This window comes from Amycolatopsis oliviviridis (assembly GCF_014654365.1).
In the GTDB taxonomy this organism is placed as follows: domain Bacteria; phylum Actinomycetota; class Actinomycetes; order Mycobacteriales; family Pseudonocardiaceae; genus Amycolatopsis; species Amycolatopsis oliviviridis.
The window spans coordinates 201,666-223,240 of the sequence record NZ_BNAY01000002.1 but is presented as its reverse complement, the minus strand read 5'-3'; the positions used below and the strand labels follow the sequence as shown (position 1 = coordinate 223,240).

Sequence of the window (21,575 nt, the reverse complement as noted above, 5' to 3'; positions counted from 1 at the left end):
CTCTGATCACTCACCACTTCGGGGACGGGAACTCGCGTCGGGGGCCGCGAGCTCCGGGCAACATTACGAAAAGGACACGGCAATGTCACGCCCGAGTGCGTTCGCCCACAGTTACCTTGATCCGTGAACCAAAAGGAGCTCACGTCCGTACAGGTACAAGAAGTGCTTTTGTGTGAGCACTGTGAGTGACGAAATCAGTCCGCTTTGCAGGACTGGAAGTACACGTCTTCGTAGGGCGAGATCACGTTCACCCCGGGGGGCTGCGCAGCCTGGCCGGTGTTCGTCGAGGCCGCGATCACGGTGCAGACCAGCTGATTGATGGCCTGGTCGGACAGTTTGCGCACCGAGAACGGCAGCGAGAGGCTCGACGGGTCGCCAGGATAGACCCGGACCTGGTCCACCCCCAGCGGGACGAACGTGGTGAGTCCCTGCGCGGCTTCCCGTTCCGTCGGCCCCTTCAGCAACATCGTGATCGCGCCTTCGGGAGAGATGAAGCCTTCGCTGGGCCGCGTCACCGGGATGACCCGGCCGTCGGAGACGAAGTACAGCGTCACACCGCCCAGGCCCCTCGCCCCCGACGTGGCGCGGATCGAGGGACCGGGCCCGGCCGGGACGACGCCGGTCGGCTGCACGCCGCAGGCCGCCACCAGTGCAGCGGCTGCGAGGGCGGGCAGGATCCGGGTCCTCCTCATCGCGTCCCTCCTTCGGTGCGGTGCGGCAGGCGCAGCACGAACCGGGCGCCGTGTCCGGTATTGGCGGCCGTGATGTCGCCACCGTGCAGACGGGCGTTCTCCAGCGCGATCGCCAGGCCCAGCCCGCTGCCCTCGGACCGGGCACGGGCGGTGTCGGCCTTGGTGAACCGGTCGAAGACATGCGGCAGGACCTCGGGGTCGATCCCGGGCCCGTGGTCGTCGACCTCCAGTGTGACGCCGTCGCCGTCGGCGCGTAGCCGGACTTCGACCGGCGCCTCACCGTGCCGGAACGCGTTGCCGACGAGGTTGGCCACGATCAGGTCGAGCCGACGCCGGTCGACGCGGGCGAGTACCCCCTCCGGCAGGTCGACGACCAGCTCTTCGCCGTCACGCCAGCCGCGGGCGTCGAGACTGTCCCGGATCGCCGTCGCGAGATCCCATTCGTCGAGCACGAGTTCGGCGCGGCCCGCGTCGAACCGGGAGATCTCGACCAGGTCCTGCACGAGCCGGGTCAACCTGCGGGTCTCGCCCGAGACCAGCCGCGCCGCGACGGCGGTGTCCGGCGGCAACGCCTCCGCGTCCTCGTCCAGGACGTCGGTGACCGCGTTCATCGCCGCGAGCGGCGTGCGGAGTTCGTGCGAGACGTCGGCCACGAACCGGCGGGCGTCGGCCTCCATCGCTCTCAGCTCACCGACCGTGCGCTCCAGTTCGGCGGCGGTGTTGTTGAACGTGGTGACCAGTTCGGCCAGCTCGTCGGATCCCTTGGCGGGCAGCCGGACGTCGAGCCTGCCTTCGCCGAGCTGGGCGGCCGCGGTGTTGAGCGCGCGGACGGGCCGCAGCACCTGTCTCGCCGCGAGCAGGGCGAGCGCGGCGGCCAGCGGCAGGGCGAGGGCCGCCATCTGCCAGGCGGACTTCGCCAGTTCGTCGATGGCCTGTTGCTGCTGGACGAGGGAGGTGAGCGAGTACACCTCGACGCCGCTGGCCCCCATCGCCCCGTCCAGCCGCCGCGACAGCACCGGCAGGCCGACCAAGAGCTCGGGGCTGGTTTCCCGGTCCACCCGCTGGAACTGGATCCGGGTGTCGCTCGCGACGGTCTGCCGCAATTCGGGCGAGAAGACGGTCAAGTCCGGACCGTTGACCGAGCGCAGCTTCCCGTAGACCGCGACGGCGTTCAACCGCAGGCTGCCCGCGAAGTCGTTGAGCTGCTCCTGGGTCGGCGGCGTGGACAGCGGGCGGCCGTAGGCGCTGACCCGGTCCTTCAGCTGATTCATCGCGGCGTTCTGGACCGCTTCGAGGATCGCGTTGCGGGCCGAGACGTAACTGGCCCCCGCCGCGGCCGCCGCCCCGATGATCGTCATCGCCGCGAAGGCCAGGATGAGCCGGGGCCGCAGCCCGGAGAGCAGCCTCATGAACGGCCGAACCGGTACCCGAAGCCCCGGACGGTCTGGACGTGTTCGGGTTTCGCGGGCACGTCCTCGATCTTCGCGCGCAGCCGCTGGACACAGGCGTCGACCAGCCGGGAGTCGCCGAGATAGTCGTGATCCCAGACGGCGGAGAGGATCTGCTGGCGGCTGTAGACCTGGCCGGGCGTGCGCGAAAGCTCCAGCAGCAGTTTCAGCTCGGTCGGCGTGAGCGAGACCGGCTCGCCGTTCTTCGTGACCACCAGCCCGGCCCGGTCGATGACCAGGCGGCCGTGCCGTTCCCCGGCCGGGTCGCCCTCGCTCGCGGGCTTCTCGCTCACCGCGCGCCGCAGCACCGCCCGGATCCGGGCGTCGAGCACGCGGGGTTCGATCGGCTTGGTCACGTAGTCGTCGGCGCCCGCCTCCAGCCCGGCCACGATGTCGAAGTCGTCGCTGCGGGCGGTGAGCATGATGATCGGCACCTCGCCCGCCGAGCGGATGCGGCGGCAGGTCTCGAAGCCGTCGATGCCCGGCAGCATCAGGTCCAGCACGACGATGTCGGGCTGGAACACCCGGAGTTTCTCAAGCCCGAGCTCACCGCTCTCGGCGGTGTGGACGGTGTGCGCCTGCCGGCGCAGCGCGAGCTCCAGTCCCTCCCGGACGGACGCGTCGTCTTCGATCAAAAGGACACTTGCCACGCCGCCATTATTCGGATATCGCGGCGCGTGTGCGACTCGGCCCGATCTTGTAGCAGAACCATGACATTGTCCGGACCTCACGGCTAAACGGCGTGGGGACAGTGAGACCCATGGCCGTTCTCACCCCCGAAGCGAAACCGACCCCCGCCCACCGTCCGCTGCCCGGACGGCACGCCGAGACCAGGCGCACCCTGTCGAGGGCCGTGTTCCAGCTCGCCACCGGACTGGGCCTGGCCGCCGCGTTCATCGTGACGTTCGTGCTCTTCGTGCACACGTCGGCCGGTCAGCTCGCGGAGAACGGCGTCGTCCGCAGCGCGCAGTCCGGCCAATGGTCCACAATGGACTGGGCGGGGCCGCTGCGAGACCAGGACATGGTGCTCGTGATCGGCGCCGCCGGCATCGTGCTGGTGGTCCTGGCGCTCGTTCGCCGCAAGCCCGGCCTCATCGTCCCCGCGCTGTTCGTCCTCGTGCTCCCGCTCGTCGCCGCGCAGTTGCTCAAGCTGTACGTCCTCGAACGGCCCGACCTGCCCGACAGCGGTCGCGGACCGGGACACAACAGCTTCCCGAGCGGACACGTCAGTGCCGCCATGGCGATCCTGATGGCGCTCGCTTTCGTTCTGCCCCAGCGGTTCCGTACGGTGATCGGCGGGCTGGGCGGCGTCGCCGTCGCCTGGGTCGCGTCGTCCACCATCGCGCTGGGCTGGCACCGGCTGAGCGACACGGCGGGCGCCTGCCTGCTGGGGGCGTCGATCGCCTGCCTGCTCGCCGCCTGGCTGACCTCCCGGCGCCGGGACCTGCGCCGCACGTCCGCCGCGCTGGTGGTGCTGGCCGCGGTGCTGCCCACCGCGATCGTGCTGATCGGGTTCGCGGTGCTGAGCACGGCGACCGACGGCGCCGCCCAGTTCGTCGCCGCGCTGGTGCTGGCCGGGCTGTCCGCCGTGGGGATCGTGCTGGTCGCGCTGTGGCCCTTGCACGGTTCGGCGTTCGAGCGGCGGACCGGCGTCCAGACCCGGGTGGTCGACGACCTGCTCGAGACCCGCCTCGTGACCCGCCGCTGAGGCGGGCCTTCGGAGGTGCTCCGGAATGTCACGTATGGGACCGGTCGGGTCCCATACGTGACATCGGTACCCGCGGCGAGGGCGGAACCGCGGAGGGCGCCACGACGACCCGGTTCCGGCCGCTCCGTTTCGCCTGGTACATGGCCGTGTCCGCCGCGCGGAAGAGCTCGCCGTAGTCCGTCGAGTGCTCGGGCGAGAGCCCGACGCCGATCGACACGGTGCAGCCGTGGATCGGGCCCACCGCGCGGGGTTCGTTGGTGGCGTGGCCGCTGGCGAGTTCCGTCAGCCCGGTGATCGCGGTCTTCGCGACGGCTTCCCGGATCCGCTCGGCGATCCGCATCGCCTCTTCGCGGGTGGTGTCCGGCAGCAGGACCGAGAACTCCTCGCCGCCCCACCGCCCGACGACGTCGGTGGCGCGGGTGTTCTGCCGGAGCACGGCGCTGACGCAGCCGAGCACGATGTCGCCGCCGGAATGCCCGTACTTGTCGTTCCACTGCTTGAAGTGGTCGAGATCCAGCATCAGGAACGCGGTCGGCCGCCGGTCGGTCTGGTCTTCGAGCAGCCGCAAGGCGGCCGGGGCGTGGAACGAGTCCTCGGTCAGCAGCCCGGTCTTCCGGTCGCGCTGGCTGCGCGCGATCGTGTCCGCCAGCGTCTGCGAGAGCCGGGTCGAGCGCAGCGCGACCCCGATCATCACCAGCGGCACCAGCGCGATGTTGACCGCGCCGAGGATCGTGGTGCACGCCGCGAGCTGCAGCGCGTAGACGAAGTCGGCGTTGTCGGCCCAGCTGCCGATCAGCTTCTGCCGCCGCCAGCCGCCCCACGCCAGGCCACGCGCGATGCTGATCAAGAGCGTTTGCGACGCGAAGTACCAGAGCGCGGCGCCCACCAGCGCGACGGCGGCGACCACGATGTCGCCCGCTCGCTGGGGGAGCGTCCCGGATTCGAGCCAGGTGTGCAGCGACGTCAGTTCGGTGATCGCGTGCACGCCGAGGATGGAGGCGGCGTGCGCGGCGGTCGTGAACAGGAACGTCGTCATCGCCTTGTGCGCGATGGAGTAGCGCTGCACGCGCACCATCAGCAGCAGCGCCAGTGACAGGGTGGGCGGCAGGAGGACGGCCGCGCCGCCCAGCCAGACGGCGGTCTGGTCGATGTGCTCGCCCCGCCGGTCGTCGGCGCGGCGCTGCTCCTCGGGATGCTGGGTCTGGACGAGGTACCAGATCGCACAGCCCGCGATCACACCGAAGCGGACGAGGTCCGTGGTCGTGACAGTGGCCTTGAAACCGCTGTACAGGGCCCAGACCGCGACCGCGATCTCGGTGCCGAGCATCCAGAAGACCGCCGCGGGCGGCAGTCGCCACAGTTCCCAGCCCGCCGGATGCCGCAGGGTGTTCCAGGCACGGCCACGCAGCCGCCAGACGCGGGCGGCGGCGAGGCCGACGGTGTCGGCGAAACCCCGGAGCGAACCGGGCGGCCGCTCCGGGACCGCGTCACGGTCGTGCTTGCCGAACTCGCTGACGGGGTCCACCTCCTTCGTCACGCACCGCACCCGCTTCGATCTTGCTGGGTCACCGCAAGGGGGTGACAGGGGGACCGCGTTGACGATCGCGTGAGACAGGCCGATACCTGCGTTCGCCGGATCCGGAGCCGCCACCAGCTGGCAGGGTGGCCCGTATGCCTGATGCCGCATACGACGATGCCGCGGTCCCTGTGATGTTCGGTCCGGAATTCGACCGGGATCCTTCGCCTGCCTACGAATGGCTTCGTGTGAACGCCCCGGCGTTCCGGCTTCCGCTACCCGGCGACACCTGGACCTGGCTGCTGACCCGGCACGCGGACGTCGTGTCCGCGATGGCCGACCCGCGGTTGTCCAAATGCCCGTCCGTCGCCGCGGACCACTGGCGCAAGGCGAACCTCGGCCTGCCCGCCGACCATCGGCCGACGCTCATCGGGCATATGAACAACTTCGAGGGCGAGGAGCACGCGCGGCTGCGCAAGGCCTGCGCCGGCGCCTTCGGCCCGCGCCGGCTGCAGCACCTGCGTGACCGCACGCATCAGCTCGCGAACGAACTGCTGGACCCGATCCTGGACCGGGGCGAGGGCGACCTCGTCGAGGATTTCGCGTACCCGCTGGGAATCCGGTCGATCTGTGAGCTGATCGGCATCCCCGACAGCCTGCTGGACGAGGTCCGCCCGCCCGCGCTGGTGGTCGCCGCCGGCGACGTCACCGACATGGCGTCGATGCTCAAGGCGACCGACGACCTGGACGCGTTGCTCGCCGACGTCGTCGCCCGCAAACGCGCCGAACCCGGCGCGGACCTGATCAGCGACCTGCTCACCCAGGAAGCCGGCGGAAAACTGACCGACGCCGAGGTCGCCGCGACCGCGTTCCTCTCCCTGATCGCCGGGCACGAGACGACGATCAGCCTCATCGCGTCCACCGCGCTGACCCTCATCACGCATCCGGAGGAGGCGGCCCGCGCCCGCGCCGACGGCTCGTACCTGACGCTCGTCGTCGAAGAGGTCCTGCGCCGCGACACCCCGCTGCAGAACACCAGCTGGCGGTTCGTCACCGAGCCGATGGAACTCGCCGGGCAGCGGATGGAGGCGGGCGACCCGATCCTGTTGTCGTTGCTGGCGGCCAATCGCGATCCGGAGGTCCACCCGGAGCCGCTCGCTTTCCGGCCGGGCGAACGGCCGGTGCGGCACGTGGCCTTCGGGGTCGGGCCGCATATCTGCATCGGGGCCGCGCTCGCCCGGATGCAGGCGTCCGCGGCTCTGGAGACGTTGTTCGACCGCGCGCCGTCGATGACGCTGACCGTCCCCGAGGACCGGCTCGTGTGGTGGCCGAGCGCGATCACCCGCGGTCTGCACAACCTGCCGGTAAAGCTCTAGACGGCGCCTTCGAGGCGGCCGCGCAGCACGTTCGCCTTGCGGTCGTCGAGATCCATGACGAGCTGGAGCGCGTCGCGCCAGACCGTCATCGCCTCTTCGGTGTGCCCTTGCGCGGCCAGCGCGCAGCCGCGTTCGTCGAGCGCGTCGGCCTGCCCCCAGACGTCACCGCAGTTCCGGTAGGCGGTCAGCGCCTGCTCGCAGTACCCGAGCGCCTGCTCCAGATCGCCGAACCGGCGGCAGGTCCGGGCGAGCGGCACCAGTGCGAAGCCCATGCCGTGCTGGTCGGCGTCCTTCGCATAGGCCTCGTAGGCGCGCAGGCCGTGGTCGAGGGCGAGGTCGCGTTCGCCGAGATCGCGGTAGGCGCGGCCGAGATGGACCCGCGAGGTCGCCTCGCCGAGCCGGTACCCGATCCGCGTGTTCACCGCCACGCTCTCTTCGTCCAGCCGCACGGCCTCGGGGTAGTCCTCGCGTTCGTGCGCGATGTTCCCGAGCCCCACCAAGGCCCAGCCGAGGCTCGGGTTCTCGCCGATCTCCTTCGAGAGTTCCACGGCCTGGCCGAACAGTTCGTGCGCGCGGTCGAGATCGCCGCGCCGGCGGTGTGCCTCGGCGAGGTTGATCGCCGACCACGCCAGCCCGCCGAGGTCGCCGCCCGCCTTCGCGGATTCGATCGCGACCTCGTGGCTGGAGATCCACGTCTGCCACGGCCTGCCGAGCAGGTGATAGTCGAACAGCTCGACCGGCAGCCGCCAGCCGGTCTCGTACAGCCCGTGGTCCAGTGCCAGCCGGGCGACGCCGGTGATGCTCGGCATCTCCGACGCGCACCAGATGTAGGCCTCGTCGAAGGTGGCGAAGCGGAGCGGCTCGACACCCTCGGGCGCGGGACCCAGGTCGATGTGATGATCGCGGGCCGGGGTCAGCGTCCAGCTCGCCGCGTTGGCGCCGTAGAGGTACCACTGGGTCAGCCGGGAAACCGCCGCCTGCCGCTCGTCCCGCCACTGCTCGGCCGTGGCCTCTTCGGCGGCGTAGACGCGGAGCAGGTCGTGGAACCGGTAGTACCGGGCGCCGACCTGCTGGACGAGATGCGCTTGCACGAGTTTGTCGAGCAGGCGCCGCGCGTCGTGTTCGGGCAGCCCGGCGAGCGCGGCCGCCGCGCCCGCGGGGAAACGTGGGCCGGGGTGGAGGCCGAGCAGCCGGAACATGCGGGCGGTGTCGGCATCGAGCGCGCGGTAGGACCAGCTGAAGGCGGCCCGGACACCGACGGCGTCGTCGTCGACCGCGAGCAGTTCCAGGCGCCGTCCCTCCGCGACGAGTTCGCGGGCGAGGTCGCCGACACTCTGGTGCGGATGCGTGGCGACCCGTTCGGCGGCGATGTTCACCGCCAGCGGCAGCGCCGCGCACAACCGGACGAGCCTGCCGACGCCTTCGGGGTCGCCCGCCGCGCGTTCGTCGCCGATGAGTTCGGCCATGAGCCGGGTCGCTTCGAGATCTTCCAGCGGTTCCAAGGAAACCTGGACCGCGCCGCTGCCGACCACGAGTCCGGAGAGCCGTCGCCTGCTGGTGATCAGCACGGTGGTGTCCGGGGTGCCGGGCAGCACCGGCCGTACTTGGTGCGAGTCGAGGGCGTTGTCTAGCACGACGAGGGTGCGCTGGCCGCGCAGCAGCCCGCGCAGGAGCGCGAGCCGCATGTGCTCCTCGGCGGGGACGCGGTCGGGGCGGACGCCGACGCACCGCAGAAGGTCGTCGAGGATGTCGGCGGGTTGCGCGGGGGAGCCCGCCGCGTACCCGCGCAGATCCGACCAGAGGACACCGTCGAACTCCTCCTGCCGCCGGTTGGCCCAATTCAGCACGAGTGCGGTCTTCCCGACCCCGGGCGGGCCCGCCACGAAGACGACTTTGGCCGGTTCGGTGAACACTTTTTCGTCGAGCAGGGCGAAGTGCTCTTCGCGGCCGACGAAATGGCTCGGCGGCGGGGGAAGGTGAACGTACGGTTCCGCGCGGGCGGCTTCGGCGAGGACGATCAGCGTCCCGCCCGCCTCCAGCGCGCGATCACAGGATTCGGCGAATTCCGCGCTCGGCGGGGTGAGGCCGCGCTCGACCCGGCTGATCAGACTTTTGTCGACATAGGCCAGTTTCTGGAGTTCGCGCAGCGCCAGTCCCTTGGCCTGCCGCCGCTGCCGCAGCGCGCGTCCGAATGCCAGCGCTGCCGTCGAAACCGGCCTCGGTTCCGCACGTGCTTTCCCGGTCTCCCCGGAGCTGACCGAACCGGAATTCTCGGTCACCAGAAGCACCTTTCTTCCCGCACCGCGGCAGATCGTGCCACAACCTTCCCATTACCTGGGTCACAACACGGCCACTGGGTGTGCGGAGGCGTGAAGAGAGCCCCCAAACTGTGCGGGAACGCGCCCGTCCCCCACCGGAGCGCCGGTCGAAAGGGAGGTGGATCATGCGCGACCGCGAAATGTGAGCAGGCCCTGTTCCGCTTGCGAAACAACCCGGCGAGTACTGATCTCCTCGGAAACCGGTCGTGGTCGCCTTCCCCGGCGGCCACGACCGCGACCGTTCGGAACATGTAGGAACACTTAACGTCGGTGTAGATCTTTTCACTTGTCCTGACGTGTCGCCCGAGGCAGCTTGGAGAGGTATCGAGCGGCCCGGCGAAAGGAACGAAGTGAGCATCGGCGCGCCGGGAACCCTGGTCCGGATGGGCGTTCTCGCCCTGTTGTGGGGATCGGGATTCCTGTGGATCAAGCTGGCGCTGACCGGGCTTCCGCCCGTTCAGCTCACCGTCGTCCGCTGTGCCCTCGGCGCGGCCGTCCTTCTCGTGCTGAGCCGCCGGGCCGGGCAGCGCCTGCCGCGCGGCCGCCGGATCTGGGGCAGGCTGCTCATCGCCGCCTTCTTCTGCAACGCTTTGCCGTTCGCGTTGTTCGGCATCGGTGAATTGACCGTCGATTCCGGTATCGCGGGCGTGATGAACGCGACGACTCCGCTGTGGTCGTTGCTGATCGGCCTCTCGATCGGCACCGAACGCCGGATCACCGTTCTCCGGGTGGGCGGGCTGGTGCTCGGTTTCGCCGGCATTCTGCTGATCTTCGCGCCCTGGCAGAAGAGCGGCCTGTTCGGCTGGGGAACGCTGGCCCTACTCGGCGCCGGCCTCAGTTACGCCGTCGCCTTCGTCTACATGGGTCGGAAACTCGTCGGCCAGGGCGGGCCGATCGCGATCTCCGCCGCGCAACTGCTGGCCGCCACCGGGCTGAGCGCGCTCGCGCTGCCGTTCGACGCGGCGCCCACCGGGCCGCTGACCGTGACAGCCGTGGTGGCCGTCGTCGTCCTCGGGATCTTCGGCACCGGTGTCACCTTCTATCTCAACTACCGGCTCATCGCCGACGAAGGAGCGACCTCCGCGGCGACCGTCGGCTATCTGCTGCCGGTCGTCTCGGTGGCGCTGGGCGCGATCGTGCTCGGCGAGGAACTCGGCCCGCGGGTGCTCGCCGGGATGGCGGTCGTACTGCTCGGAGTCGCCCTGACGCGCTACGTGAGGTCTTCGGCGAGCAGGTCCATCAGCAGCCCGTCGTGCCAGCCGTCGCCCTCGGTGTCGCGTTCGTAGCGGCGCATCACCCCGACCTCGCGGAAACCGACGGCCTTGTAGCAGCGGATGGCGGCGTCGTTGTCCGCGGCGGGGTCGATCACCAGCCGATGGTGCCCGCGATCGTGCAGGAGATGGCGCGCCATCGTGCGGACCGTGTCCGTCCCCAGGCCCCGGCCGTGCTCCGCCGGGTCGAGGAAGAGGTCGACCGACGCGTGCCGGTACATCGGGTCGTCCTCTTCGCCGTACTGCACGAAGCCGCGGACGACGCCTTCCTCCAGCACGGTGAAGTGCGCCGTCGAGGGGTCGTCGAACGGCCAGGTGGGGGAGTCCTCGATCGAACCCCAGCGAGCTCGGACCCCGGCCGTGCCGCGGATCCGGCGCAGTTCGGGGACGTGGGCTTCGGTGACCGGGGTCAGGGTCACGATCTCCCCGCGCAACTCGGTGGTCAGTTCCTGCTCCGTCCGCTCGTACGAATGGCGCCAGTCTAGGGAGAAACCACCTGTACCGCACGAAGACAGGGGCCATCCCGGCCGGGATCGGGTATCAACGAAAGGGAACGGAGGTAGGTCATGGGGAACCTGTTCGAAGAACTGCGTCCGGCCGGGGAACTCGTCGACGGCGGGGCGACGGCCGTGCGGGCGGCGGTGCTGCGCAAGGCGACCGAAGCGGTGGTCGCGAACGCCCGCGACGCGACGGATTGCCGGATGCTGCTGGAAATGCTGGGGCTGCACTCCGAGCGAGCCGTCCGATCCGGTGAGGCCGCCTGAGCCGCTGCGGGTGGTCGTGAGTGGAAAGTGTCGTTAGAACGACACTTTCCACTCACGACCCCCTTGGCCCGGCGCGGTCTGGTGGGTCAGCGGCGGGGCAGTACGCAGAATTCGTTGTCTTCCGGGTCGGTCATGACCACCCAGGGGTCGGACTCGGTGTCTTCGACGATCTTGGCGCCGAGTGACACGAGTCTGGCGACCTCTTCGCGCTGCTCGAGTTCGATGGGGGCGACGTCGAGGTGCAGCCGGTTCTTGACGGACTTCTTCTCGGGAACCGGCTGGAAAAGCAGGCTCGGGACGTCCGGGCTCTTCAACTCGACATAGGTCACGCCGTGACTGTCGGTCCACCGTTCGGTTTCGGGGTAGCCGAGCGCTTCCTTCCAGAACGCGGCCAGTGCCTCGGCTTCACGGCAGTCGACGGTGACGGCGAGCATCCGGGTTCGCATCCCTCCACGGTGACACGGAACGGCGAGGTTTGCCGGATGCGCTGACGGGCATCCGGCGGGCAGCAGAACCACTCGCCGAAGGGAGCACCATGAAGGCCGTCACCTGGCACGGGAAACGCGACGTCCGGGTGGACACCGTCCCGGATCCGAAGCTGATCGAACCGACCGACGCGATCGTGCGCGTCACCTCGACCGGTATCTGCGGTTCCGACCTGCACCTTTACGAGGTTCTCGGCGCCTTCATCGACGAGGGCGACATCCTCGGGCACGAGCCGATGGGCATCGTCGAAGAGGTCGGGGCCGAAGTGACGAACGTGAAACCCGGCGACCGCGTCGCCGTCCCCTTCAACATCTCCTGCGGTCACTGCTTCATGTGCGACCGCGGTCTGCAGTCCCAGTGCGAGACCACGCAGGTCACCGAGCGAGGCAAGGGAGCCGCGTTGCTCGGCTACACCAAGCTCTACGGCCAGGTCCCGGGCGGCCAGGCCGAATACCTGCGTGTCCCGCAGGCCCACTACGGCCCGATCAAGGTGCCGGACGGCCCGCCGGACGAGCGGTTCGTCTACCTGTCCGACGTGGTGCCCACCGCTTGGCAGGCCGTCGAGTACGCGAATATCCCCGAGGGCGGCACGGTCGTGGTGTTCGGGCTCGGTCCGATCGGTCAGTTCTCGTGCCGGATCGCGAAACACCGGGGCGCGGGCAAGGTGATCGGCGTCGACCTGGTCCCGGAACGTCTCGCGAAGGCGGCCGCGGCAGGCGTCGTCACCTACGACAGCCGCGAGCACAAGTACCTCGGCGACGTCATCCGTGAGGCCACCGGAGGCAGGGGAGCGGATTCGGTGATCGACGCCGTCGGGATGGAGGCGCACGGCGCCCCGATCGGGCGGCTGGCGCAGAACCTCGTCGCGCTCCTGCCCGATCCGGTCGGCGCGAAGATCACCGAGAAGGCCGCGATCGACCGGCTCAGCGTGGTGTACGCGGCCATCGACTGCGTCCGGCGCGGCGGCACGATCTCGTTGAGCGGCGTCTACGGCGGCATGGTCGACCCGCTGCCGATGATGGACCTCTTCGACAAGCAGATCACCCTGCGGATGGGGCAGGCCAACGTCCGGCACTGGATCGACGACATCATGCCGCTGATCACCGACAGCGCAGACCCGCTCGGTGTCGAAGGCTTCGCGACGCACAAGCTGCCGCTGAAGGAAGCGCCGCACGCCTACGAGATCTTCCAGAAGAAGCAGGACGGCGCGGTCAAGATCCTTCTGGAGCCGTCCGCCGCGTGAGGTGCCGGGCATACTCACCGGGTGGCTTTCTTCGACATCGAGGGTTATGACCCCGTGTGGCTCTCCGGTCTCAAGAAGATCCGGGGAGCGCACGGGGACCGGCTGGGCGCGTTGGTGGGCAAGCGGCTCCAGCGCGTCCACCTGACGTGGTTCGTCCAGTACTGCGAATGGCTCTCGGATGCGCCCGTCGTGGTGGACTTCGGCGACGAGCGGCTGGAGATCACGCACTGGAAGTTCGACGAGGTTTCCCTGACCTGGAACACGATCGACCCGTACGGGAAGCCCGCGTGGGACTGGGGCGACCCGGAGGAGCCCAGCCCGCTCGAGTGGCGGCAGGACGTCTACCCCGAACTGTCCGCTTTGGAGGGTCAGGTGCTCCAAGACGTCGAACTGCTCGAATGGGCGGGGCGTGACATGGCGGGTGGCATGGTCGCGATCGGCTTCGTCTTCCCGCACGGCCGGTTCACCGTTTTCAACGCGCTGGACGAGAACGGCCTCGAGTACACCGAGCCGGAAGCCGCTTACCGGAGGCATTCCCTGGCGGGCTGAAAACGGGATGCGGCGGTCGTCGATCTTGGCGATACTTCCCGGCATGTCCCCGATCAAACTGGCCGAAGCGCTCGCACTGCGCGCTGACGCGACGAAGAAGGTGGAGGCGCTGCGTTCCCGGATCGTCGACAACGCGCGGCACCAGGAAGGCGAGGAGCCGGCGGAAGACGCCGCCGCTCTGCTCGTCGACGCCGAAACCGCGCTGGGCGAACTGGAATCGCTGATCCAGCGGATCAACCGCACCAACGCCGCCACCCCGCTCGGGGAAGGCACGATCACCGACGCGATCGCGCGCCGCGACGTCCTCCGGCTCCGGCACGGTGTCCTCACCGCGGCCGCCGACGCCGCGGCCGGTCGCAACCAAGGCGGCTACGGCAGGCAGCTCCGCTCGGAACTCCGGTATCTCTCCGCGCTTCCGGTCGCGGAACTGCGGACCAGGGCGGACCGGGTCGCCGGGGAGATCCGGGTCATCGACGTCGAGATCCAGCGCACCAACTGGGAGACCGATCTCCTGGACTGAACGTGGAAAGCAGGTAGCCCTCCGGGAAGCGGGCACAAGCCGAGAGCCGGCGGCATTCCGGCTCCCTCCTGGTACGTGGCGGGCAGCGTGGGGTTCGACTCCCCGATCACAACTCCGCCCAGCACGGTGCACAGGTGACGGCGCAAACGGCACGATTCATCACCAGGTGCCGGTCCCGGAAGGTGAGGGTGGGTACGGGGCCTTTCCACGTCCACGGTGACGCATTCCCCTTGGCCGAGTGGTGTTCCCGACACATCGAGGTATGGGCGAACCTGATCGACTCTGTGCCAAGGTGAAGAGCGGAACAACCCAAGAGCCCAGGTGGTGACCCCGGATGGCACTGAAGATCGGTTACAAGGCGTCGGCCGAGCAGTTCGGCCCGCGCGACCTCGTCGAGTACTCCGTGCTCGCCGAGCAGGTCGGGCTGGACAGCGTGATGGTCAGCGACCATTTCCAGCCCTGGCGGCACCAGGGCGGGCACGCGCCGTTCTCGTTCGCGTGGATGGCGGCGGTCGGTGAGCGCACCGAGCGGGTGGTTCTCGGCACCAGCGTGCTGACGGCGACCTTCCGCTACAACCCGGCCGTGGTCGCGCAGGCGTTCGGCACGCTCGGCAGCCTGTACCCCGGACGCGTGCTGCTCGGTGTCGGCAGCGGCGAGGCCCTCAACGAGGTCGCGGTCGCCCGGATCGAGTGGCCGGCGTTCAAGGAGCGGTTCGCGCGGCTGCGCGAGGCGATCGAACTGATGCGCAAGCTGTGGTCCGAGGAGCGCGTCACGTTCGAGGGCGAGTACTACCAGACCACCGACGCCACCGTGTACGACCGTCCCGAGGGCGGCGTCCCGATCTACATCGCGGCGGGCGGCCCGGTGATGGCGAAGTACGTCGGCAAGCAGGGCGACGGTTTCATCTGCACCAGCGGCAAGGGGATGGACCTCTACACCGAGAAGCTGCTGCCCGCGGTCGCGGAAGGCGCGGAGCAGGTCGGCCGGAGCACCGGCGACATCGACAAGATGATCGAGATCAAGCTGTCCTACGACCCTGATCCGGAGCAGGCGCTGGAGAACACGCGGTTCTGGGCGCCGCTCTCGCTGACGCCGGAGCAGAAGGCGGGCATCGAGGACCCGGCGGAGATGGAGAAGGCCGCGGACGCGCTGCCGATCGAGCAGGTCGCCCGCCGCTGGATCGTCACCTCGGACCCGGCCGACGCGGTCGAGCAGATCAAGCCGTATGTCGAGGCCGGCTTCAACCACCTCGTGTTCCACGGCCCGGGCCACGACCAGGAGCGGTTCCTGCGTTCGTTCTCCGAGCAGGTCGTCCCGGGGCTGCGCGAACTCGGCTGACCCGGCGCGCGGGTGGTGGCATCGCTCCTGCGGTGCTGCCACCCCTTGCCGCGTTCAGTCCTCTGAACGCGGTCCGCGCATCATCGCGTTCAGTCGGTCAGGACTCGGTGACGAGCTTCGCCATCTCCTGGTCGAAGTCGAACCACTCCTGCTCCGAACCGGCGGGCACCACGTCGTAGGTGCGGTCGAGGAACTCGGCCAGTTCCTGCGCCGAGGCTTCGAGGACCGCGCAGCCATCGGGCGCGCTGAGGGCGAAGATCACGATCGAGGTGTCGTCGGCCGGGCTGATGATCACGTCGCCGTCACCCGATGGGGTGAGAAGGCCGTCCGCCAGCAGGTCACGGCCGAACATCCAGCGGACCGTTCCGCCGCCCGAGTGGTAGGCCACCACGACGGCGTAAGGGTCTTCGGGGTCGTATTCGAGATCGGCCTGCACCGGAAGCGGGTCCGCACCGAAAGTGCGCAGGCCGAAGACGATCGTCCCCCGGATGAGGTCGCTTTCCTTGTCCAACGCTTCAGCCCCTTACGTTCGGTTGCTGTTGATCTTCAATCATTGATAACGCAATGTGAAGCGTTTTCGTGACCCGAGATGACAACTTTCACACGTTCGGCTGAGAGCTGGGTCTCAGCCGCTCACGGACGGTCCCCGACGAGCACGTGCGGTGAGCGCCCGGGAATTGCGATCATTCGTGCAAGGGAAAGTGATTCCGCACGTGCATATTCCGATGATGGAAATAGCCAACCGTTCGGCGGAGTGAATCGGTTTTTCCCACGGTTAGCATCGTCGTGCGTCGTTCAAGTATTTCCAGGAGATCGGCGTGGCTCCGTCCTGGACCCCGGCGAGCTAGATCGTTGTGGATCTGGAGGGGAGTAGTAATGGGTGTGCGAATAACCATCGTCATTCCCAGGGAAGACCGAGCACGACGGGACTCGGTTTACGGGCCGCGCGGACGGACGGTTCCGGCTACGTCCCGGTACGGCTCCGGGACCGAACCCGCTGTGCCGCGAGTTCAGGGGCGCCGCCGTGATTGAGCGGCTCCCGATGCGCGTCGGGCAGGCCGACATCGACCGGCTGGAGGGTGTCATCGCCGCGCTCCGGGCGCGCGACTATCGGGAAGGCGGCGGATCCTGCCGGGAACTGCTGCGCGTGCTGGAGCCATACGGCGCGGCGCTGCGGCGCGGAATGATGTCCGAGCCGCTGGCGCGGCGGCTCGCGGGCGTGGTGGCGGATCTGCACAATCTCAAGGGCTGGACGGAATTCGATTCCGGCCGCCCCCTCAGGGCGGAGCGGCACTTCCGCCGTGCGCTCGAACTCGCGGCGGAGTCCGGTAACGACGACCTCGTCGCCAACGTCCGTTACCGGCTCGGCCGGATGTATCTGCATCATCGGTCCCCGGTCGAGGCGCTGGAGCAGTTCGGCCACGGCCAGCTCGCGGCGCGCCGGGCGGGAAGGCCGTTGTCGCAGGCGATCCTGTCGGCGAACGAGGCCTGGGCCTACGCGCTGCTCGGTGACGTCCGCCAGGCGCTGGACAAGCTTTCCCTTGCCCCGGAACAGTTCGCCAGTTCGCTGGGCGACACGGTGCCGTCGTGGTCCGCCTTTTTCACGGCCAACGACATGGCCGCGATGATCGGCACGGTGCGCACCGAGCTCGCCAGGGTCGTCGATGTCCGGCACAGCCGGGAGGCCATTCCCGCGCTCACCGAAGCCATCGACGGCTACGGCCCGGACATGGTGCGCAGCCGGTCGCTGACGATGATCTGGCTCGCGGTCGACCACGCGCTGGAAGGCGATCTCGACCGCGCGGCGGAGGTCGGTCTCGCCGCGATGGAGATCGCGTACGGAATCCGTTCCGCGCGCACGCGGGATCGTTTGCGGCCGTTGTCGGAAAGCGTGCGGAAACGAGTGGGTGATATCAATGCGCGAGATCTCCTTGATCGGATCGCGACATTTCGAGCCGCTGCCTGAGTGCCGCGGAATAGGTGGAGGAATGACCGGATCAATTCCGGCGAGCGTAGGCTCGCGAGCATGAAACGGACTTCGTTCGCGCAGTGGCCGTGCTCGATCGCTCGCACCATGGACCTGCTCGGCGACTGGTGGACGCCGCTCGTCCTGCGGGAGGCGTTCTACGGGATCCGCAGGTTCGACGAGTTCCAGCAGGAGCTCGGCATCGCGCGGAACACCCTCGCCGACCGGCTGCGCCGCCTCGTCGGCGAAGGGCTGCTGGAAAAGCGTGCCTACCAGTCCGAACCGGTCCGTTACGACTACGTGCTGACCGAGAAGGGCGCGGACTTCTACGGCGTGCTCGCCGCGATGTCCCGCTGGGGCGACCGCTGGCTCGCCGAGGAGGCCGGGCCGCCGATCACGCTCCACCACGACACGTGCGGTCGAGACACGCACGCTGAGGTCGTCTGCGCGCACTGTGCCGAGCCGCTCACCGCCGAGAACACGCGGGCGCGGCCAGGGGCCGGGTATCCGCCCAAGCTCGCGAACCGCCCCGACGTCCTGCGCCGCTTCGCCGCGCAGGAGGGTTTGACAAGCTAAGTCTATCTACGCAACTATCGAGGTCACGAGCACGGGAGGCGGGACCACGATGGAGTGGACGGGCGCCAAGTACGCCGACAAACCGACGGTCGAGGTCCAGGCCTGGGTCGACGCGGATCCGGAGCGGGTCTGGGCGATCGTCTCCGACGTCCGGCTGATGCCGGAGATGAGCCAGGAACTCCAGGCGGCCGAATGGTGCGACGGCGCCGACGACGGCGTGGCCGCGGTCGGCAGGCGTTTCGTCGGCCGCAGCAAGCACGACGCGCTCGGCGAGTGGGAGACCACGTCGCACGTCGTCGAATGCGACGAGCCGAGGGTCTTCACCTGGGCCGTGCACGATCCCGAGACCCCCACCGCGTTGTGGCGCTTCACGCTGGAGCCCGAGAACGGCGGGACGAAGCTGCGGCAATGGATGCAGCTGGGGCCGGGGCGGTCGGGCCTCTCGCTGGCCATCGACCAGATGCCGGACAAGGAGGAGAAGATCGTCTTCGTCCGGCTGCGTGAGTTCGAGAAGGCGATGACCGGGACCCTCGCCGCGATCAAGGAACGGGCCGAGGCGGGCCGCGCGTGATGCGGACGGCGACCACGGTCGAGGCTTCGCGCGGCTGGCGGGAGACGCTGGATTTCGTGCTTGAGGCGGAAAAGCTCGGTCTCGACGACTGCTGGGTCGCCGAGGCGTGGGGTTCGGACGCGCCGTCCGTGCTCGGCTATCTCGCCGCGCGGACCGAGCGCATCCGGCTCGGCTCGGGAATCATCCAGCTCGGCACGCGGACCCCGGTGGCGATCGCGCAGGCCGCGCTGACGCTCTCGGAGCTTTCCGGCGGCCGGTTCGCCCTGGGCCTCGGCGCTTCGGGGCCGCAGGTGATCGAAGGTCTTCACGGTGTTCCGTTCGCCCGGCCGCTGACGCGGATGCGGGAAACGGTCGCGATCATCCGCCGTGCGTTCGCCGGCGAGAAGATCTCGTTCTCCGGCGAGGAGTTCGAGATCCCGCTGCCGGGCGAGAGCAAACCGATGCGGCTGTCGACGACGCCGAATCCCGGCATCCCGATCCACCTGGCCACGCTGTCCCCGAAACTGCTGGAGCTGACCGGCGAGATCGCGGACGGCTGGCTGGGCACCAGTTTCGTCCCGGAGGGAGCGGAGGCCTACTTCTCGCATCTCGACGCCGGCCTGGAGAAGGCGGGCCGATCGCGGGCGGACCTCGAAGTCTGCCAAGGCGCCGAGGTCGCTTTCGCCCGGGACGAGGACGAGCTGCGCGGGATGGTCGCGGGCCGCAAGGCCGAGCTCGCGTTCAGCCTCGGCGGGATGGGTTCGGCGAAGACGAACTTCTACAACAACGCCTACAGCCGGCAGGGCTGGGCCGAGGCCGCCGCGGCGGTGCGGGAGCGCTGGCAGGCGGGCGACCGGGAGGGCGCCGCCGCGCTGGTGACCGACGAGATGGTGCTCGGCACGACGCTGATCGGCACCGAACCGATGGTCGCCGAACGGCTGCGCGTCTGGCGTGACGCCGGGGTCGGCACGGTCCGGCTGTACCCGGCGGGGGAGACGGTCGCCGACCGGCTCACCACCCTCGGCCGCGCGCTGGACCTGGTCCGCGCCCAGGACTGAGGAGTTCGCCCGAATGCCCGTGCCGGTTGAGGTGACCGGCGCAGCGTGATCGTCCCGGCCTGCTCCAAGCGGGTAGAACTTGTTTCACTTTTGCCGTCGTCCGGAGAACATGACCTCGCTCGATCGCCACGCGAGGAGGACTCATGGAGCCCGAAAACCGCCTGTCCCGGCGCCAGATCCTGCGCGGCACCGCCGCGGGCGCCGGGATCGCGCTCGCCTCGGGCCTGCCGTTCGCCGGGACGGCTTCGGCCGGCGCCGCGGTGATCGGCGAGTACGACGTCGTCGTGGTCGGTGCGGGCGCGGCGGGGATGACCGCCGCGCTGACGGCGGCGAAGCGTGGGCTCAGCTGCGTCGTGCTGGAGAAAGCGGCGAAGTTCGGTGGCTCGGCCGCCCGATCGGGGGCGGGGATCTGGATTCCGTGCAACCCGGTGCTGGCCGAGGCCGGCGTCCGCGACACCCCGGAACAGGCCGCACGGTACTTGGCCGCCGTGGTCGGCCCGTCGATCCCCGCCTCGCGGCAGCAGGCGTTCCTCACAGGCGGCCCGGCGATGCTGTCGTTCGTGATGGCGAACAGCCCGCTGCGGTTCCGGTGGATGGAGGGCTACAGCGACTACTACCCGGAACTGCCCGGCGGGATGCCGGACGGCCGCTCGATCGAACCCGATCAGCTCGACGGGAACATCCTCGGCGCCGAACTGGCCAACCTGAATCCGCCCTATCTCGCCACGCCCGCGGGAATGGTCGTCTTCAGCGCCGACTACAAATGGCTCGCGCTGGCCGCGGTCAACCCGAAGGGCGCCGCGGTGGCCGCCGCCTGCGTCGCCCGAGGGGCGGCCGCCGCTCTCGCCGGGCAGAAACCGCTCACCATGGGGCAGTCGCTGGCCGCCGGACTGCGGGCCGGTCTCCAGCGCGCCGGTGTCCCGGTGTGGCTGAACACGCCGTTGGCCGATCTCGTCATCGAGAACGGGAAGGTCACCGGGGTGACCGTCGCCGCGGGTGTGGTGAGGGCCCGGCGCGGCGTCATCGTCGGCTCCGGCGGTTTCGAGCACAACGCCGCCATGCGGGCGGAATACCAGCGCCAGCCGATCGGTACACAGTGGACGGTCGGAGCCCGGTCGAACACCGGGGACGGGATCCTGGCAGGCAAACGCGCCGGCGCGGCGCTGGACCTGATGGACGACGCCTGGTGGGGACCGGCGATCCCGCTTCCCGGCGAGCCGTACTTCTGTCTCGCCGAGCGGACCCTGCCCGGCGGGCTGATGGTGGACGCGGCGGGCAAACGGTTCGTCAACGAAGCGGCGCCGTACAGCGACGTCGTGCACACGATGTACGACCGGAACCCGACGTCGCCCACCATCCCGGCGTGGCTGGTCGTCGACCAGCATTACCGCAACCGGTATCTCTTCCGCGACGTCGCGCCGCTACTGCCGCTTCCCGCTGAGTGGTACGAGGCGGGAGCGGTCAAGAAGGCGTGGACCGTGGAGGCGCTCGGCACCGCGATCGGCGTCCCGCCGCAGGCCTTGCGCGCCACGGTCAACCGGTTCAACGGCCAGGCACTGTCCGGTGTGGACAGTGACTTCCGCCGTGGCGCCAGTGCCTACGACCACTACTACACCGACCCGCACGTCCTGCCGAACTCGTGTCTCGCCGCGCTCTGGGAGCCGCCGTTCTACGCGTTCAAGATCGTCCCCGGCGACCTCGGCACCAAGGGCGGGATGCGCACCGACGCGCGGGCGCGGGTCCTGCGGGCCGACGGTTCGGTCATTCCCGGCCTGTACGCGGCCGGGAACGCCAGCGCGGCGGTCATGGGCCCCAGTTACGCGGGCGCCGGATCGACGATCGGCCCGGCGATGACCTTCGGGTACGTGGCGGCGAACGATCTCGCGGACCATCCCGGGAGCTGAAGGGGGCCGGTTTCCCTTGGGGCAAGGCAAACGTGGGCTGTCCGGGCGCGCGGGTCCGTGAAGGCCTCCTTCACGCGGCTCAGCCGAGGAAACTCGACCTTCACAACGGGCCCAGGTACATGAAGGCCCCCTTCCTTGCGCCTATCGCAAGGAAGGGGGCCTTCATGTACCTCCGGCGGCTCCACCGGAGCGTGCCCTCCGCTAAGGTGAGGCGTTCGCGTGGCACAAAGGGCTGGGGGGTCCGCCATGGTCGTCAAACGTTCCTATCATCACGGGGACCTTCGTCGTGCG

Annotated in this window: 21 protein-coding genes; 13 read left to right on the top strand and 8 right to left on the bottom strand. The window is 69.4% G+C overall.

From position 1 onward, the window contains the following. Positions 1–194: 194 nt before the first annotated feature. From IE302_RS08530 to IE302_RS08520, 3 genes are read right to left on the bottom strand one after another with little or no spacing between them, the layout of a single operon-like run. Positions 195–692, bottom strand: a complete 498-nt coding sequence (locus tag IE302_RS08530) for a hypothetical protein (protein WP_191253577.1) — start codon at positions 690–692, stop codon at positions 195–197. Beyond that, positions 689–2,101, bottom strand: a complete 1,413-nt coding sequence (locus tag IE302_RS08525; RefSeq protein ID WP_191253575.1) for an ATP-binding protein — start codon at positions 2,099–2,101, stop codon at positions 689–691. The genes IE302_RS08530 and IE302_RS08525 overlap by 4 nt, the downstream gene beginning before the upstream one ends. Beyond that, the gene (locus tag IE302_RS08520; RefSeq protein WP_191253573.1) at positions 2,098–2,790 is read right to left on the bottom strand and encodes a response regulator; all 693 of its coding nucleotides are present in this window, start codon (positions 2,788–2,790) and stop codon (positions 2,098–2,100) included. The genes IE302_RS08525 and IE302_RS08520 overlap by 4 nt, the downstream gene beginning before the upstream one ends. 110 nt (positions 2,791–2,900) lie before the next feature. Here IE302_RS08520 and IE302_RS08515 point away from each other — a divergent pair, with 110 nt between their 5' ends. Beyond that, entirely contained in the window at positions 2,901–3,848 is a 948-nt protein-coding gene (locus IE302_RS08515) for a phosphatase PAP2 family protein (RefSeq protein ID WP_191253571.1), read from the top strand. Between the two features lie 28 nt (positions 3,849–3,876). Here IE302_RS08515 and IE302_RS08510 read toward each other — a convergent pair whose 3' ends face one another. Further along, positions 3,877–5,385 (bottom strand): GGDEF domain-containing protein, encoded by a 1,509-nt coding sequence (locus IE302_RS08510; RefSeq protein WP_191253569.1) that lies wholly within the window; start codon positions 5,383–5,385, stop codon positions 3,877–3,879. A gap of 134 nt (positions 5,386–5,519) precedes the next feature. On the opposite strand from IE302_RS08510, the gene IE302_RS08505 reads away from it, so the two are divergent. Next, the gene (locus tag IE302_RS08505; RefSeq protein WP_191253567.1) at positions 5,520–6,740 is read left to right on the top strand and encodes a cytochrome P450 family protein; all 1,221 of its coding nucleotides are present in this window, start codon (positions 5,520–5,522) and stop codon (positions 6,738–6,740) included. On the opposite strand, the gene IE302_RS08500 is transcribed toward IE302_RS08505, so the two are convergent. After that, on the bottom strand, positions 6,737–9,019 hold the full coding sequence (locus IE302_RS08500) for an ATP-binding protein (protein ID WP_229907676.1): 2,283 nt from the start codon (positions 9,017–9,019) through the stop codon (positions 6,737–6,739). The genes IE302_RS08505 and IE302_RS08500 overlap by 4 nt on opposite strands. Positions 9,020–9,408: 389 nt before the next feature. Between IE302_RS08500 and IE302_RS08495 the strand changes: the two genes are divergently transcribed. After that, complete coding sequence (locus IE302_RS08495) at positions 9,409–10,344, top strand: DMT family transporter (protein ID WP_191253563.1); 936 nt, start codon at positions 9,409–9,411, stop codon at positions 10,342–10,344. Here IE302_RS08495 and IE302_RS08490 read toward each other — a convergent pair. Beyond that, positions 10,269–10,775, bottom strand: coding sequence for a GNAT family N-acetyltransferase (locus IE302_RS08490; protein WP_373307963.1), 507 nt, complete (start codon positions 10,773–10,775; stop codon positions 10,269–10,271). The genes IE302_RS08495 and IE302_RS08490 overlap by 76 nt on opposite strands. 120 nt (positions 10,776–10,895) lie before the next feature. Here IE302_RS08490 and IE302_RS08485 point away from each other — a divergent pair, with 120 nt between their 5' ends. After that, positions 10,896–11,093 carry a hypothetical protein gene (locus IE302_RS08485; RefSeq protein ID WP_191253559.1) on the top strand — a complete coding sequence of 66 codons (198 nt, stop codon included), beginning with the start codon at positions 10,896–10,898 and terminating at the stop codon, positions 11,091–11,093. An 86-nt stretch (positions 11,094–11,179) separates the two neighbouring features. Here IE302_RS08485 and IE302_RS08480 read toward each other — a convergent pair whose 3' ends face one another. Next, positions 11,180–11,539: a VOC family protein gene (locus IE302_RS08480; RefSeq protein WP_191253558.1), complete on the bottom strand. Its 360-nt coding sequence runs from the start codon at positions 11,537–11,539 to the stop codon at positions 11,180–11,182. Between the two features lie 89 nt (positions 11,540–11,628). On the opposite strand from IE302_RS08480, the gene IE302_RS08475 reads away from it, so the two are divergent. The 4 genes from IE302_RS08475 (at position 11,629) to fgd (ending at position 15,230) form a co-directional block, all read left to right on the top strand. Further along, positions 11,629–12,822: a zinc-dependent alcohol dehydrogenase gene (locus tag IE302_RS08475; RefSeq protein WP_191253555.1), complete on the top strand. Its 1,194-nt coding sequence runs from the start codon at positions 11,629–11,631 to the stop codon at positions 12,820–12,822. A gap of 21 nt (positions 12,823–12,843) precedes the next feature. Further along, a complete protein-coding gene (locus IE302_RS08470) occupies positions 12,844–13,371 on the top strand; it encodes a hypothetical protein (protein WP_191253553.1) in 528 nt (175 codons plus the stop codon). 43 nt (positions 13,372–13,414) lie between these two features. Continuing rightward, on the top strand, positions 13,415–13,891 hold the full coding sequence (locus IE302_RS08465) for a DIP1984 family protein (RefSeq protein WP_229907675.1): 477 nt from the start codon (positions 13,415–13,417) through the stop codon (positions 13,889–13,891). 334 nt (positions 13,892–14,225) lie between these two features. Next, positions 14,226–15,230 carry a glucose-6-phosphate dehydrogenase (coenzyme-F420) gene (fgd, locus tag IE302_RS08460; protein ID WP_020636963.1) on the top strand — a complete coding sequence of 335 codons (1,005 nt, stop codon included), beginning with the start codon at positions 14,226–14,228 and terminating at the stop codon, positions 15,228–15,230. 97 nt (positions 15,231–15,327) lie between these two features. On the opposite strand, the gene IE302_RS08455 is transcribed toward fgd, so the two are convergent. Then, entirely contained in the window at positions 15,328–15,741 is a 414-nt protein-coding gene (locus IE302_RS08455; protein ID WP_191253551.1) for an SsgA family sporulation/cell division regulator, read from the bottom strand. A gap of 531 nt (positions 15,742–16,272) precedes the next feature. Between IE302_RS08455 and IE302_RS08450 the strand changes: the two genes are divergently transcribed. From IE302_RS08450 to kstD, 5 genes are all read left to right on the top strand, one after another. Then, on the top strand, positions 16,273–17,196 hold the full coding sequence (locus tag IE302_RS08450) for a tetratricopeptide repeat protein (RefSeq protein WP_191254715.1): 924 nt from the start codon (positions 16,273–16,275) through the stop codon (positions 17,194–17,196). Between the two features lie 60 nt (positions 17,197–17,256). Continuing rightward, positions 17,257–17,772 carry a winged helix-turn-helix transcriptional regulator gene (locus IE302_RS08445; protein WP_191253549.1) on the top strand — a complete coding sequence of 172 codons (516 nt, stop codon included), beginning with the start codon at positions 17,257–17,259 and terminating at the stop codon, positions 17,770–17,772. Positions 17,773–17,821: 49 nt separating this feature from the next. Next, a complete protein-coding gene (locus tag IE302_RS08440) occupies positions 17,822–18,343 on the top strand; it encodes an SRPBCC family protein (protein WP_191253547.1) in 522 nt (173 codons plus the stop codon). Continuing rightward, complete coding sequence (locus IE302_RS08435; RefSeq protein ID WP_191253545.1) at positions 18,343–19,380, top strand: LLM class flavin-dependent oxidoreductase; 1,038 nt, start codon at positions 18,343–18,345, stop codon at positions 19,378–19,380. Before IE302_RS08440 ends, IE302_RS08435 begins: the two co-directional genes overlap by 1 nt. A gap of 143 nt (positions 19,381–19,523) precedes the next feature. Further along, positions 19,524–21,284, top strand: coding sequence for a 3-oxosteroid 1-dehydrogenase (gene kstD / locus IE302_RS08430; protein WP_191253543.1), 1,761 nt, complete (start codon positions 19,524–19,526; stop codon positions 21,282–21,284). Positions 21,285–21,575 lie beyond the last annotated feature (291 nt).

What these genes read in the sequence shown, in the direction of transcription:
- IE302_RS08530 (WP_191253577.1), bottom strand. Translation starts at nt 692, where the DNA reads ATGAGGAGGACCCGGATCCTGCCCGCCCTCGCAGCCGCTGCACTGGTG.
- IE302_RS08525 (WP_191253575.1), bottom strand. Translation starts at nt 2,101, where the DNA reads ATGAGGCTGCTCTCCGGGCTGCGGCCCCGGCTCATCCTGGCCTTCGCG.
- IE302_RS08515 (WP_191253571.1), top strand. Translation starts at nt 2,901, where the DNA reads ATGGCCGTTCTCACCCCCGAAGCGAAACCGACCCCCGCCCACCGTCCG.
- IE302_RS08505 (WP_191253567.1), top strand. Translation starts at nt 5,520, where the DNA reads ATGCCTGATGCCGCATACGACGATGCCGCGGTCCCTGTGATGTTCGGT.
- IE302_RS08485 (WP_191253559.1), top strand. Translation starts at nt 10,896, where the DNA reads ATGGGGAACCTGTTCGAAGAACTGCGTCCGGCCGGGGAACTCGTCGAC.
- IE302_RS08480 (WP_191253558.1), bottom strand. Translation starts at nt 11,539, where the DNA reads ATGCGAACCCGGATGCTCGCCGTCACCGTCGACTGCCGTGAAGCCGAG.
- IE302_RS08475 (WP_191253555.1), top strand. Translation starts at nt 11,629, where the DNA reads ATGAAGGCCGTCACCTGGCACGGGAAACGCGACGTCCGGGTGGACACC.
- IE302_RS08465 (WP_229907675.1), top strand. Translation starts at nt 13,415, where the DNA reads ATGTCCCCGATCAAACTGGCCGAAGCGCTCGCACTGCGCGCTGACGCG.
- fgd (WP_020636963.1), top strand. Translation starts at nt 14,226, where the DNA reads ATGGCACTGAAGATCGGTTACAAGGCGTCGGCCGAGCAGTTCGGCCCG.
- IE302_RS08450 (WP_191254715.1), top strand. Translation starts at nt 16,273, where the DNA reads ATGCGCGTCGGGCAGGCCGACATCGACCGGCTGGAGGGTGTCATCGCC.
- IE302_RS08445 (WP_191253549.1), top strand. Translation starts at nt 17,257, where the DNA reads ATGAAACGGACTTCGTTCGCGCAGTGGCCGTGCTCGATCGCTCGCACC.
- IE302_RS08440 (WP_191253547.1), top strand. Translation starts at nt 17,822, where the DNA reads ATGGAGTGGACGGGCGCCAAGTACGCCGACAAACCGACGGTCGAGGTC.
- IE302_RS08435 (WP_191253545.1), top strand. Translation starts at nt 18,343, where the DNA reads ATGCGGACGGCGACCACGGTCGAGGCTTCGCGCGGCTGGCGGGAGACG.
- kstD (WP_191253543.1), top strand. Translation starts at nt 19,524, where the DNA reads ATGGAGCCCGAAAACCGCCTGTCCCGGCGCCAGATCCTGCGCGGCACC.